Source organism: Acidovorax sp. ACV01 (genome assembly GCF_014851495.1).
Taxonomy (GTDB): Bacteria; Pseudomonadota; Gammaproteobacteria; order Burkholderiales; family Burkholderiaceae_C; genus Acidovorax; species Acidovorax radicis.
The window spans coordinates 343,644-357,124 of the sequence record NZ_JACUZT010000001.1; the positions used below are offsets into that span (position 1 = coordinate 343,644).

Sequence of the window (13,481 nt, forward strand, 5' to 3'; positions counted from 1 at the left end):
TCTGTTGCACGGCCGCCTGCAAGGCCTGTGGGGTGCACTTGCAGGCGGCCAGTCCCACGCCGCTTCGGGAGCGGCTTGGAGCTTCTTACTTACCTACTTACTTGACCTGCGATTCCTTGTAGTAGCCGCTGCCCACCAGGATGGAGTTCCAGTTGGAGGCATCCACCGAAACGGGCTTGAGCAGGTACGAAGGCACCACCTTCACGCCGTTGTTGTAGGTCTTGGTGTCGTTGATTTCGGGCTGCTTGCCCGACAGGGTGGCGTCCACCATGTTGGCGGCGACCTTGGCCAGCTCGCGCGTGTCCTTGAACACGGTGGAGTACTGCTCACCCTTCAAGATGGACTTGACCGAGGGCACCTCGGCATCCTGGCCGCTGACCACGGGGCAGGGCTGCTGGGCCGTGCAGTAACCGACGCCCTTCAGGGACGACAGGATGCCGATGGACAGACCGTCATACGGCGACAGCACCGCGTGGACCTTGTCCTTGCCGTAGTAGGCCGATAGCAGGTTGTCCATGCGCGCCTGGGCCACCGAGCCATCCCAGCGCAGCGTGCCCACCTTGTTCATGCCGGTCTGCTTGCTGCGCACCACCAGCTTGCCGCTGTCGATGTACGGTTGCAGCACGCTCATGGCGCCGTCGTAGAAGAAGAAGGCGTTGTTGTCGTCGGGCGAGCCGCCGAAGAGTTCGATATTGAACGGGCCCTTGCCTTGCTTGAGGCCGAGCTTGTCGACGATGGAGGTGGCCTGGAGCACACCCACCTGGAAGTTGTCGAACGTGGCGTAGTAGTCCACGTTCTTGGAGCCCTTGATCAGGCGGTCATAGGCGATGACCTTGACGCCCTTGTCCGCAGCACTCTGCAGCACGCGCGAGAGGGTGGTGCCGTCGATGGAAGCAATCACCAGCACCTTGGCGCCCTTGGTGATCATGTTCTCGATCTGCGCGAGCTGGTTCGGGATGTCGTCGTCGGCGTACTGCAGGTCGGTCTTGTAACCGCGCTCCTTGAGCACCTTGACCATGTTGTCGCCGTCGGCGATCCAGCGCGACGAGGACTTGGTGGGCATCGAGATGCCGATGCTGCCCTTGTCTTGGGCCAGTACCAGGGGCGATGCGCCCATGGCGGAAAGGGCCACGGCGGCCAGCACGGTCTTGAAAATTGCTCGCTTCATTGATGAGTCTCCGGGTGTTGTTGTGTTTTGGTTTCAGTGACGATTCAGAAAGATGCGCGTGGCCTTCGCAACTGGCGCGCTCCAGGCCAGTGCCACCGCGCAAGGGCCGCCCCGCCGCGCTGGTGGCGTCCCCCTCAGGGGGAAGACGCCGCAGGCGGCTCAGGGGGAGTCAGTATTTCCGGTTTGGAAACTCTTTGGCAGCCACTTCCATCGGGAAGATGCCTTCTTCCGTCACGATGCGCTTTTGCACCGCCTTGCCGGCCTTGATGTCCTTCACGGCGCTCATCAGCTGCGGGCCCAATAGGGGGCTGCACTCCACGCTCACGTTGAGCTTGCCGGCGATCATGGCTTCGAAGGCGCCCTTGACCGCGTCGATGGAGATGATGGTGATGTCCTTGGCGGGCTTGAGGCCGGCTTCTTCGATGGCCTGGATCGCACCGATGGCCATGTCGTCGTTGTGCGCGTACAGCACGTTGATCTTCTTGCCCTCGGCCTTCAGGAAGGCTTCCATCACTTCCTTGCCCTTGGCGCGCGTGAAGTCGCCGGTCTGCGAACGCAGGATCTTGAACTTTGGGTCGGCCTTGATGACTTCTTCAAAGCCCTTCTTGCGGTCGATGGCGGGGGCGGAGCCCACGGTGCCTTGCAGTTCGACGATGTTGACCTCGCCCTTTTGGTCCTTCATCTTCTCAACCAGCCAGCGGCCGGCCTTGCGGCCTTCTTCCACAAAGTCCGATCCCATGAAGGTGACGTACAGCGAGGTGTCCTTGGTGTTCACCGCGCGGTCGGTCAGCACCACAGGGATCTTGGCGGCCTTGGCTTCGCGCAGCACGGGCTCCCAGCCCGACTCGACCACGGGTGAGAACGCAATCACGTCCACCTTCTGGGCGATGAAGGAGCGGATGGCCTTGATCTGGTTTTCCTGCTTTTGCTGGGCGTCCGAGAATTTCAGCTCAATCCCGGCCTCCTTGGCGGCGGACTTGATCGACTCGGTATTGGCGGTGCGCCATTCGCTCTCGGCCCCCACCTGGCTGAAACCCAGCACGATGGGCTTTTGGGCCCATGCAGCTGCGGGGAGCAGTGCGGCCACGGGCGCGCAAGCAAGGGCTGCGGCAACAGTGCGGCGGTTCAATTTCATCATCTTGTCTCCTGTCTTTAATGGTTGGTTGACGATGGGTTGCGGGATCGGTGACCGGGGAGAGGCTGGGGCTCAGGCCAGCATGTAGCCTGTCTTGACGGTGGTGTAGAACTCGGCAGCGTAGCGGCCCTGTTCGCGCGGGCCATGGCTCGACTCCTTGCGGCCGCCAAAGGGCACATGGAAATCCACACCCGCCGTGGGCAGGTTCACCATGGTCATGCCCACCACGGCGTGGCGCTTGAAGTGCATGGCGTATTTGAGCGACGTGGTGCAGATGCCTGCACACAGGCCAAACGGCGTGTCGTTGGCCAGGGCCAACGCGTGTTCGTAGTCGTCCGCGCGCAGCACGCAGGCCACCGGGCCAAAAACTTCTTCGCGCGCAATGCGGTGCTCGGGGCGGGCCAGGAACAGCGCCGGGCTCATGTAGTGGCCGGGTGTGGCGCGCTCCAGGCGCTCGCCGCCCCACACATGCTCGGCGCCTTCATTGCGAGCAATCTCCACGTAACCCAGGTTCTGCTCCAGCTGGCTGCTGTCCACCACCGGGCCCATTTCGGTGCCACGTTCCAGCGCGTGGCCCACCTTCAGGCTGACCAGCCGCTGGCGCAGCCGGGCCACAAAGGCGTCGTGCACGCTGGATTCCACAATCAGGCGGCTGGACGCCGTGCAGCGCTGGCCGGTGGAGAAGTACGAGCCCTGCAGTGCGCAGTCGATGGCCTGGTCCATGTCGGCGTCGGCCAGCACGATGAGCGGGTTCTTGCCCCCCATCTCCAGCTGCACCTTGGCGCGGCGTTGACTGGCGGCGCGCAGGATGCGGTCGCCCGTGGCCACCGAGCCCGTGAAGCTCAGCGCGTTGACCAGCGGGTGGTCCACCAGCGTCTGCCCCACCTCGCGGCCACTGCCCATGATGAGGTTGAATGCGCCAGCGGGCAGGCCGCTGCGGCTGATGATCTCGGCCAGCGCCCAGCCGCAGGCGGGTACCAGCTCGGCGGGCTTGAAGACCACCGTGTTGCCGTAGGCCAGCGCCGGGGCGATCTTCCAGGCCGGGATGGCAAACGGGAAGTTCCACGGCGCGATGATGCCCACCACGCCCACGGGTTCGCGGGTCACGTCCACCTGCACGCCCTGGCGCACCGATGCCATCAGTTCGCCCGGGATGCGCAGGGCCTCGCCTGCGAAGAACTTGAAGATCTGTCCGCTGCGGGCGACCTCGGCCACGGCCTCGGGCAGGGTCTTGCCTTCTTCGCGGGCCAGCAGGGCGCCCAGTTCGTCCTTGCGGGCCAGCAGCTCGCTGCCGATCAGGTCCAGCACATCGGCACGGCGTTGTGGGGTGCTTTGGCTCCAGGTGGGCAGGGCATCCACGGCAGCCCGCACGGCCAGTTCGGTCTGGTTGCGGTCCGCCCGGGCGTATTCGGCCACCACTTCTCGGGTGTCCGAGGGGTTGGTGCTCACGCCGGTGGTGGTGCCGATTTCCCACCGGCCGTTGATCAGGTGCCGGGGGCTGAGCTGGAGGTCGCCGAGCTTCATGGAGAGAGGCCTTTGTTGCTGTTGCGGCGAAGTCTATGGAAGATTTTGATATCAATCCAATCATTTTTTAGACAAAATAGATATCTGTCTTCGCATTCTGGAAAACCCCTCCTTCGCTTCCGCCACCCCATCCATCCATGAGCACCTACAACCACTGGTTCATCCGCGCCCGCCTCAAGACGCGCCAACTGCTGCTGCTGGTGGCGCTGGCCGAGGAAGGCAACATCCACCGCGCCGCCCAGGTGCTGAGCATGACGCAGCCTGCTGCGTCCAAGCTGCTCAAGGACCTGGAGGACGTGCTGGAGGTGCCGCTGTTCGAGCGCCTGCCGCGCGGCATGCGGCCCACCTGGTATGGCGAAACCATGATCCGCCACGCCCGCATGGCCCTGGCCAGCCTGAACCAGGCGCACGACGAGATCGGCGCGCTCAAGACCGGCCACTACGGCCAGGTGGGCATCGGTGCCATCACCTCACCGGGCCTGAGCCTGCTGCCCGCCGCCGTGGCGCTGGTCAAGCAGGAGCACCCCAGCCTGCGCATCTCGCTCGACATTGAAACCAGCCCGGTGCTGCTGGAGCGGCTGGAGCAGGGCAAGCTCGACATCGTGGTGGGCCGCCTGTATGAAGAGCACGACAAAGGCAACCTGCGTTATGAATCGCTGACGGAGGAGCTGGTCTGCGCCATCACGCGCCCCGGCCATCCGCTGTCGAGCATGAGCGGGCTGACGCTGCGCGACGTGGTCTCAGCCGGCTGGATCGTGCCGCCTGCCGGCAGTGTGCTGCGCCATCGGTTCGACCTGATGTTCCAGCAGGATGGGCTGGCGCCGCCGCTGCACACGGTGGAGACATCGGCGCTGTTGTTCATCACGCGCATGCTGCAGCAGAGCGACATGATTGCAGTGGTGGGCGCGGATGTGGCGCATTACTACGCGGCACACGGCCTTGTGACGGTGTTGCCGCTGGAGATGCCGTGCCATATGGATGCGTTCGGGATCATCACGCGGTCGGACAGGCTGTTGTCACCTGCGGCCAAGGTGATGATGAGGGCGTTGAAGCAGACGAGTCTGGTGCAGTACGGGCGGAGGCTGGAGGCGGGGGATTGATTTTTTGAATCGAATTGGTTGCTGGCGCTTTCTGGCAAAGCACTGGCAGCTATTGTTTTTGTAGTCCTTTGCTCTTGTGGGTCCGTTCGGGCTGAGCCTGTCGAAGCCAGTGCTTGTGCGCTGGTTTGGTGGTGTGCTTGTGTGGAGGGCGCATGCCGGGGCGACTCCCGGCCTCCGCCCTCAAACCAAGCATGCGTTTCAAACCAGCACGCGCCCTGGCTTCGACGGGCTCAGCCCGAGCAGTTGGGGAGTGCGTGCCCCGGCTCCGACAAGCTCAGTCGAACGGACGAGGGCCCCGCAGGAACTGCAAAAACCATAGCTGCCAGCGCTTGATAGAAAAGCGCTGGAGCCTAAAAAGACCAAAAAATCAAACCCACCCCGCATCCACCTTGAACTCCTGCGCCGTACACATCGCCCCATCGTCCGACGCCAAGAACAGCACCATGCGCGCAATGTCATGCGGCCGCAGTTTGTCCGGCAAGCACTGGTTCCGTGCAATCTCCTCCTCGCCCTTCGCATCGAGCCACAGCTTGATCTGCCGCTCCGTCATCACCCAGCCGGGCGACACGGTGTTGATGCGGATGCGGTCCTGCCCCAGGGTTTTGGCCAGCCCGCGCGTGAGACCGTTCACCGACGACTTGGCGATCGCATAGCAGGGGTAGCCCGTGCCCTTGCCCTGCCAGCCGGTGGAGCCCAGGTTGATCACCGAGCCCCCGCCCAGCTTGCGCATGCCGGGCACCACGGACTGGATGGCGAAGAAGGCCGGGCGCTCGTTGATGGCCATGCGCTCGTCGTAGTAGGCGGGCGTGACGGATTCCAGCGTGTGGCGGTCGTCGCTGGCCACGTTGTTCACCAGCACCGAAAAGTCGCCCAGCTCGGCGGCGGCCTCGGCAATGCAGGCCTGCAGTGCCCCGATGTCGCGCACATCGCAGGTGCGCCACCAGGGGCGCTCCATGCCGGCGTCGGCCAGTTGCTGCGCCAGGGCCTCGCTGGCCTCGCGGGCCACGTCCACAAAGGCTACGCGGGCGCCTTGTTCTGCAAACGCGGCCACGATGGCGGCGCCAATGCCGCTGCCGCCGCCCGTGATGAACACCGAGCGCCCGCGCAGGCTGGGAAAGCGCGACAAGCCTTGCGACCCTGCCGCCGTGGTGGTGCTGGAGGAAGAAGAGGAGGGGAGATACGTGTCGGAAGAATGTGACATATCAATATATATATCAATTGATGGTAAAAATATTCATTACAGGCATCAATTGGCGTTGATAAGATGCCGTCCGTCAAGTGCCTGGCAGCAGGCAAGTGCAAAAAAACTACCGGAGACAAGCGTGCACCACCTGGATAACCCCCTCCAACCGCTTGCGGGCGCTGCCTTTGCTACCCCCGTGGCCGGGGCCGTGCGCTGTGTGCAGGCGCTGGGCTGCGAACTGGGCGAAGGCCTGCTGTGGTCTGTGCGCGAACAGGCCCTGTACTGGGTGGACATCCTTGCATGCCACCTGCACCGGTGGGACCCCGCCAGCGGCGCGCTGCAGCGCTGGACCTTTGCCGAAGAAATCTCTGCCCTGGCCGAACGCGCCCAGGCACCGGGCCTCATCGTGACCCTGCGCCGAGGTTTTGCCCTGTTCGACCCAGCCACCGATGCCGCCCCCCGCTACCTGCACCAGCCCGAGCCCGAGCGCCCGGGCAACCGCTTCAACGACGGCAAGTGCGATGCGCAGGGCCGGTTCTGGGCGGGCTCCATGGACTTTGCCTGCGAGGCCCCCACCGGCGCGCTCTACCGCTACGACCCCGATGGACGCTGCACGCGCCACGACGACGGTTTTGCCGTGACCAACGGCCCCACCTGGTCTGGCACGGGGCAGGGCGCGGCCATGTATTTCAACGCCACCATCGAAGGCAACACCTACCGCTACGACAGCGACCCCGCCACGGGCACGGTGTCGAACAAAACGCTGTGGAAACACTGGCTGCCTGAAGACGGCCTGCCCGACGGCATGACCACCGACGCCCAGGGCCGCGTGTGGATTGCGCACTGGGGCGGCTGGTGCGTCACCTGCCACGACCCCGTCACCGCCGCCGAGCTGGGCCGCGTGACCTTGCCCGTGAGCCAGGTCACCACCTGCGCCTTTGGCGGCGCCGACCTGCGCACGCTGTTCATCACTTCGGCGCGGGTGGGCCTCACCCCCGAGCAGCTCGCTGCCGAGCCCCTGGCCGGCGCGCTGTTTGCGGTGGACACCGACAGCCTGGGCCTGCCGGCCCATCCGTTTGGCGGCTGAGAGCCCTGCACCTGGCATTGCCTGTGTTCCTGCAGGCCCGTCAGCGTGCCGGACAGCCCCCGCCCGTCCTGCCATTCCTTTTTGCAACCCTTTTCAGAAAGCCCACCCATGACCGAGGCCTCCCACCCCATCGTCTGGCTGCACCACGCCGGCCAGCATCTTGGCCTGGTGCCCTCGCTGGGCGGCAGCGTTGCGGCCTGGCAGATCGACGACCCGGAGGGTTCGCAGGCCCGCATCGACCTGTGGCGGCCGTGGGACGGCAAGACGCCGGACCTGTACCAGATGGCGTCCTTTGCCATGGTGCCCTGGTCCAACCGCATCAGCGGCGGCGGGTTTGAGCACGCCGGGCAGTTCCACCCCATGCAGCCCAACCGCGCGGGCGAGCCCTATCCCATCCATGGCGACGGCTGGCTGCAGCCCTGGCAGATCACCCAGCCAGCGGCCGACACGCTGCAGATGACCTTGCGCTCGCAGCACTTTGACGGCAACCCGTATGACTACGAATGTGTGCAGACCTTCCGCCTGGTGGATGGCGGCCTCGACCAGTCGGTGCAGGTGCACCACCTGGGGCCAGAGCCGCTGCCCTACGGCCTGGGCCTGCACCCCTGGTTTCCGCGCACGCCCGCCACGCGCATCACAGCGCCGGTGCAGGCCGTCTGGCTGTGCGGCAACGACCCGCTGCCCACGGAGCTGACGCAGCATTTCCCCCCAGGTTGGGACCTGAATGCCGGTGCTTCGGCCCATGGCGGCCTGATCGACAACGCCTACACCGGCTGGGGCGGCACGGCGCAAATCGACTGGCCCGAGCGCGGCCTGCGCCTGACAGCCCACATGCCCGACTTTGCGCAAGACGGCGGCACCGCCCGGCACTACTGCCTGATCTACCGCCCACCCCAGGGCCCCGCCTTTTGCTTTGAACCCATCACCCAGCCCATCGACGCCTTCCACCAGCCCGGGCAGCCCGGCCTGCGCACCCTGGCGCAGGGGGAGGCGACGGCGCTGAAGGTGCAGTGGCGCTACCGCAGCGGCGCGGGGGCAGCGGATTCGGGTCAGTAGATTTTGATAAAAATCGGCCCTGGCGCTTGATGGGTAAAGTTTTATTGCTATTGAAAAAGTAGCAATCAAGCCAGGCCATTCCGCGCAGACCTTTCGGGCCTGGCTAACGGACCTGGCTAACGGACCTGACTAATGGGCTGCCCCTGCCGCCCGCGCTGGTTTTGCCTTGGCCTTGGCGCCCTCGGCATTCAAGGCCACCGCTGCACGGATCAGCGCCTTGAAGGCCTCCGCGTCCACGGTGTCCCCTTCGTGGATATCAATCGCGCGCCGGGCGTTGCCATCCAGGCTGGCGTTGAAGAGTTTTGCCGGGTCTGGCAATGAAGCACCTTTCAGAAAGGTCAGCTTCACCGCAGTCTTGTACGACTCGCCCGTGCACAGAATGCCGCCCAGCGACCACACGGGCGTGCCTTTCCACTTCCACTCCTCCACCACTTCGGGCGCCGCCTCGTGGATCAGCTGGCGCATGCGGCCCAGCGCGGGCCCGCGCCAGTCCTGAAGGCTGGCGATGCGCTCGTCGATCAGCGCCGATGCGGGCGGGCCTTCGGGGGTTTTCGCGATGCTCATGGGGTCTCCTTGTCGGTCAATGTGGCCAGCACCGCCTCCAGCCGGTCCAGATTCTGCTCATTGGCGGGGATGACCAGCTCGCGCAGCCTGGCCGCCAGTTCAGCGCTGGCAAATTCCTGTGCCCAGGCCAGGTGGGTGTGGTGTTCGCCGTGGGGGGCCAGCTCCACCGTCAGCGTGAACAGCGGCGCCATCACATGCTCGATCACGATCCGCGCGTCCGGCTCGATGGCGCGGAACACGTTCTCGTTGGGGTAGTGCGTGCCGTCCGGACCGTGCATCACAAACACCCACCGCCCGCCGGGCGCAAAGTCAAACCGCTCGAACGTGTTGGTAAACCCCGCCGGCCCCCACCAGCGTGCCAGCAGCTCTGGCTGCCGGAAGGCGGTAAACACCTGGTTTGGGCTGGCGTGCAGCAGGCGTTGGGTGGCAAGGGTGGCGTCTGGATGGTGGCTGGGCATGGGCAACTCCTTCGGGGTCAGAACGTTGGCGATGAACCGGGATTTTTCCTCACGGTAGCGCTCCGTGCCACGGTGCGCAAACCGCAGCTTGAGCTGGTTGTACCGCTCCACCAGGCCCGGGTCAGCGCGCAAGGCATCGCGAAAGTGCAGGAAGAACTCAAACTCCGACCCCTTGGCCACCACCTGCAATGCCACGTCCGCGTCTGTGTGCGGTGATAGCAGCATGCACAGTTCTGGCGTACGCAGGGTGTCTGCTTTGACCACGTAGCCTGCGGCCTGCAGCACCTGAACGGCCTGCGCGTGCTCTTGCGCCGCCACCAGCACACAAATGTCCAGATCGCCCTTGGACACCGCGCCCGGAATGGCCGAGGCGCCAATGTGCTCCACCTGCGCATCGGGCAGCAGCCGGGCGATCTCCTGCATGACGGACAGAAATACCGCGCCAGCGGCTGCCTGGTACTCGGAGGGTTCCAACAACTTCATGGGGCCGTGATCATGCCAGCCCAGTGGGGCATAGGCCACAAGCGGGCGCATGTCCCGGGCGGGCTTGGCGCGGTGGTCTCGACCCCCTCCACACGCCACATCCGCCCCCGCTTCAGCGATTGTGATAATTTGCAACTATCTCGCCGCCACCCCAACCTACCCAGAGGCATCAGCTGATGAACACCAAATCCGGAAGCACGGGCCCGTTGGCACTGCTGGCAACGCTGGTGGCAGCGCTGCCCTTTGCCGCCTCGGCCCAAACGATCTCCAGTGGTGCCCCTGCCGTGGCCAATGTACCGGTGGACAACCCGCTGGCGCTGGTCGCCTTGCTGGTGGCGGTTGCACTGGCCGGGTGGTGGTCGCTGCGCCACAGCCACGGTGTGCGGCGTGTGATGTCGCTGCTGCTGGTGGCGGCGGTGGCGGGCCTGGCGGGGCAGGGGTCGGGCCTGATGGCGCAGGTTGTCAGCGCGTTCACCCATCCTGCTGGCGAGACCCTGCCCATCACCGTCAGCCCGATCACGGGCGGCGGCTTCACGGGCTTTCAGCCTGCGGACTTCAGCAATAACTCAGGCGCTGCGCTGCGGATTGCAGCCATCGCCCCTCCCAACCTGGCCCAGTGTTTTTCCACCAATCCGGCCAACACCTTGCTGCCCCCCGGGCCTCCCACGCCATCGCCCCATCCCGCCTGCGGCGTGGGGGCCATGCTGGCCAACGGCGCCACCTGCCGGGTGGATGTGGAGGCCATCTGCCGCAGCCTCTATGCCTCTGGCGCCACCCTGACCGCCCTCAGCCCAGCTTCTGGCACCGAGTCCGGCGGGGCTGGTGTCACGCTGACCGGCACCGGGTTGACCGGCGCCACCAGCGTCACGTTTGACGGGGTGCCTGCAACGTCGGTCAACGTGGTCAACGCCACCACCATCACCGCCGTCACACCAGCGCACGCAGCCGGTGCCGTCAATGTGGTGGTCATCACCCCGGGCGGGGCCGCCCAGCTGGCTGATGGCTATACCTATCTCACCGCAGCCGTTCTGACCAGCAGCAGCCCCAGCTCCGGCACCGAATTGGGCGGGACTGCGGTGACGCTGACCGGAACCGGGCTGACCGGCGCCACCAGCGTCACCTTTGGCGGCGTGCCTGCAACGTCGGTCACCGTGGTCAACGCCACCACCATCACGGCCGTCACGCCCGCGCACGCCGTGGGTGTGGTGGACGTGGTGGTCACCACCCCCGCCGGGGCCGCCTCGCTGGTCAACGGCTATACCTATCTCACTGCAGTCGTGCCGAGCACACTGACCGCCATCAGCCCCAACTCCGGCACCGCATCGGGCAGGGTTGGCGTCACGCTGACCGGTACCGGGCTGACTGGCGCCACCAGCGTCACGTTTGACGGGGTGCCAGCAACGTCGGTCAACGTGATCAACTCCACCACCATTACAGCCGTCACACCCGCACACGCGGTGGGTGTGGTGGACGTGGTGGTTAACACCCCCGCCGGGGCGGCCCAGCTGACCAACGGCTATACCTACCTTGCCACCGCTGTGGGGCAAAGCAGCGGGGGCGGCGTGATCGCGGTGCTGGGCGGCGGGTTAAACAACCTGATTGCTGCCACGGCAGACAACAGTACCGGCATTGAATGGGGTGGTTTTGGCCTCGCTGTAGGGACCAGTGCGCAAAGCGACACCAACGGCGCCAGCAACACCGCAGCCATCGAAGCGGCCCTGGGTGCGGGTGTGTATGCCGCGCAGATGTGCAGCGCTTACGAGGTTGATTCGCAAGGCAACACACCTTGCCAGGCGGGCAACACTTGCTACAGCGACTGGTTCCTGCCCGCCCGCAACCAGCTGGCTGCGCTGTTCACCAACAGAGCGGCCGTAGGTGGCTTTGCCAACAGTACTTATTGGAGCTCTACGGAATCCACAGCCTTCCTCTCGTTCCTCGCGTGGGGCTATGCGTTTTCTGGAGGCGGCGGCATTGACGAGGAAAACAGGAACACCACCCTGCGGGCACGCTGCGTGCGTGCCTTTACCCCATGAAGGTCGGTGCCGAGCGCGCTGCAGGTGCACAAGCCCGCAGGGCAGGACGCAAGCCGCAGGGTGTGAATTTTTGAGTGAAATATGGCCCTGGCGCTTTATTGGTAAGCGCTAATAGCTATCAAATGAAGAGCGATTGGCCCGTGGCATCGCATAAACCGGCGTGGCTGCGCGCCTGCCCAAGTCGCTGGCCCGACGGCGCAGTGTGCCCCCCGGCCCCGGCAGAACGCCCACTTGGCATGGCCCCTGGTGCATCTGCTTGCCGCCCCTGCAGCCTGCCCACGCCGTCCGTCACCCGCTGCAGTGCGTGGGCTGCGTGTACGGGCGCCTTCGCGCCCACCCAACTGAGAGTGATTCAGGCAAACTGGCACGACCATGAACGTGCTAGACCCGCGTACCGCCATTGTGTTGATCAGCGCCATGAGCGCGCTGATGGCGCTGGTGCTGTGGGCCCTCAAGCGCAGCTACCCGCCCAGCATCCAGGGCCCAGGCCGCTGGGCGCAGGCGCTGCTGATCATCGTGGTGGGCGGCGTCCTGGCGGCATCGCGCGGCCAGCTGCCTGAAATTCTCACCACAGCCGTACCCAATTTTCTGCTGAGTTGGGGCGTGTATGGTCTGTACGCAGGCACCCAGCGTTTTCATGGGGTGCGTCCGGCCACGTGGCGCTGGCTGGGCACCATTGCCGCCGTGGTGCTGGGCACCATGTGGTTCACCTGGGGCGACCCCAACTACGCCGCGCGCCTGCGCCTCATCACCGCACTCATGGCCGTGATGTTTTCGGTGCACGCCTGGTTCATCGTGCGGCAGGGCATGGGCAGCTTCTCGCGCTGGCTCACGGTGGGGGTGCTGGCGTACATCGCCGCGATTCAGCTGGTGCGGCTTGCCACCACGTTCTTCCTGCCCACGGGCGACACCATCCTGAACGCCACGCCCCAGCATGCGCTGTTCATCGCCAGCTTTTCCGTGTCCATCTTGCTGTTTTCGGTGGGCGCCGTGCTGATGGCCGGCGACCGCCTGCGGGCCGAGCTGGAGCTGCTGGCCACCCGCGACTCGCTTACCAATACCCTCACGCGGCGCTACATGGACGAAGCCTGCGCCATCGAGCTGGAGCGCAGCCACCGCACCGGCCAACCCCTGGCTCTTCTGATGATGGACCTCGACCACTTCAAGGCCATCAACGACACCCACGGCCACCAGGCCGGCGACCGCGTGCTGGTGGACTTCGCCACCAAGGTCCAGAGCCGTTTGCGCAACAAGGACCTGCTGGGTCGCTTTGGCGGGGAGGAATTTGCGCTGCTGCTGCCCAACACCCCTCTGGACGCCGCCCTGCAAGTGGCCGAGCGCATCCGGGCCGCTTGCGCACCCCACGGCAAGGAGGTGGGCTGCACCGTCAGCATCGGCGTCACCCTGAGCCTGCCACAGAACGACTCCATGGACAAACTGCTGGCGCGTGCGGATGCGGCGCTGTACCAGGCGAAGAACGCGGGGCGGAATCGGGTGGTGGCGGGGTGAGGGGGCTCTCTGACGAGGGGCAGAAGTGGGGCACTTTCGGCCTGCAACGGCCCATGAAGGAAATCCGGCCGATGATCTCCCGGCAGCGGTTGCTGTCATCCGCGCTTCGTCGTTGAACGCGTACTATCGGCCAAGAGCAGTCGGTCGCCGCTGGCGAAAGCGGACTCTCAACATTGGCGGT

At 65.4% G+C, this 13,481-nt stretch carries 11 protein-coding genes; 5 read left to right on the top strand and 6 right to left on the bottom strand.

Going from position 1 to position 13,481, the window contains the following annotated elements:
* Window positions 1-97 precede the first annotated feature (97 nt).
* The 3 genes from chvE to IB243_RS01640 all read right to left on the bottom strand — a co-directional run bounded on the left by chvE (window position 98) and on the right by IB243_RS01640 (window position 3,827).
* Window positions 98-1,168, bottom strand: coding sequence for a multiple monosaccharide ABC transporter substrate-binding protein (gene chvE, locus IB243_RS01630; protein WP_192424541.1), 1,071 nt, complete (start codon window positions 1,166-1,168; stop codon window positions 98-100).
* Window positions 1,169-1,337: 169 nt separating this feature from the next.
* A complete protein-coding gene (locus tag IB243_RS01635; protein WP_010461392.1) occupies window positions 1,338-2,303 on the bottom strand; it encodes an ABC transporter substrate-binding protein in 966 nt (321 codons plus the stop codon).
* Window positions 2,304-2,375: 72 nt separating this feature from the next.
* Window positions 2,376-3,827: an aldehyde dehydrogenase family protein gene (locus tag IB243_RS01640; protein ID WP_192424542.1), complete on the bottom strand. Its 1,452-nt coding sequence runs from the start codon at window positions 3,825-3,827 to the stop codon at window positions 2,376-2,378.
* A 137-nt stretch (window positions 3,828-3,964) separates the two neighbouring features.
* Here IB243_RS01640 and IB243_RS01645 point away from each other — a divergent pair, with 137 nt between their 5' ends.
* Complete coding sequence (locus IB243_RS01645) at window positions 3,965-4,927, top strand: LysR family transcriptional regulator (RefSeq protein ID WP_192424544.1); 963 nt, start codon at window positions 3,965-3,967, stop codon at window positions 4,925-4,927.
* Window positions 4,928-5,294: 367 nt separating this feature from the next.
* Here the strand turns inward: IB243_RS01645 and IB243_RS01650 are convergent, their stop codons facing one another.
* Complete coding sequence (locus tag IB243_RS01650) at window positions 5,295-6,128, bottom strand: SDR family NAD(P)-dependent oxidoreductase (protein ID WP_225584659.1); 834 nt, start codon at window positions 6,126-6,128, stop codon at window positions 5,295-5,297.
* Window positions 6,129-6,249: 121 nt separating this feature from the next.
* Between IB243_RS01650 and IB243_RS01655 the strand changes: the two genes are divergently transcribed.
* Both IB243_RS01655 and IB243_RS01660 read left to right on the top strand, forming a co-directional pair.
* A complete protein-coding gene (locus IB243_RS01655; protein ID WP_192424546.1) occupies window positions 6,250-7,197 on the top strand; it encodes an SMP-30/gluconolactonase/LRE family protein in 948 nt (315 codons plus the stop codon).
* A 108-nt stretch (window positions 7,198-7,305) separates the two neighbouring features.
* Window positions 7,306-8,253 carry an aldose 1-epimerase gene (locus IB243_RS01660; RefSeq protein ID WP_192424548.1) on the top strand — a complete coding sequence of 316 codons (948 nt, stop codon included), beginning with the start codon at window positions 7,306-7,308 and terminating at the stop codon, window positions 8,251-8,253.
* Window positions 8,254-8,382: 129 nt separating this feature from the next.
* Here IB243_RS01660 and IB243_RS01665 read toward each other — a convergent pair whose 3' ends face one another.
* Complete coding sequence (locus IB243_RS01665; protein ID WP_010461404.1) at window positions 8,383-8,817, bottom strand: DUF1801 domain-containing protein; 435 nt, start codon at window positions 8,815-8,817, stop codon at window positions 8,383-8,385.
* A complete protein-coding gene (locus IB243_RS27030) occupies window positions 8,814-9,758 on the bottom strand; it encodes a GrpB family protein (protein WP_225584660.1) in 945 nt (314 codons plus the stop codon). Before IB243_RS27030 ends, IB243_RS01665 begins: the two co-directional genes overlap by 4 nt.
* Window positions 9,759-9,934: 176 nt before the next feature.
* On the opposite strand from IB243_RS27030, the gene IB243_RS01680 reads away from it, so the two are divergent.
* Both IB243_RS01680 and IB243_RS01685 read left to right on the top strand, forming a co-directional pair.
* Window positions 9,935-11,791 carry a midcut-by-XrtH protein gene (locus IB243_RS01680; RefSeq protein WP_192424550.1) on the top strand — a complete coding sequence of 619 codons (1,857 nt, stop codon included), beginning with the start codon at window positions 9,935-9,937 and terminating at the stop codon, window positions 11,789-11,791.
* A gap of 372 nt (window positions 11,792-12,163) precedes the next feature.
* Complete coding sequence (locus tag IB243_RS01685) at window positions 12,164-13,300, top strand: diguanylate cyclase (RefSeq protein WP_192424552.1); 1,137 nt, start codon at window positions 12,164-12,166, stop codon at window positions 13,298-13,300.
* The last annotated feature ends 181 nt before the right edge of the window (window positions 13,301-13,481 follow it).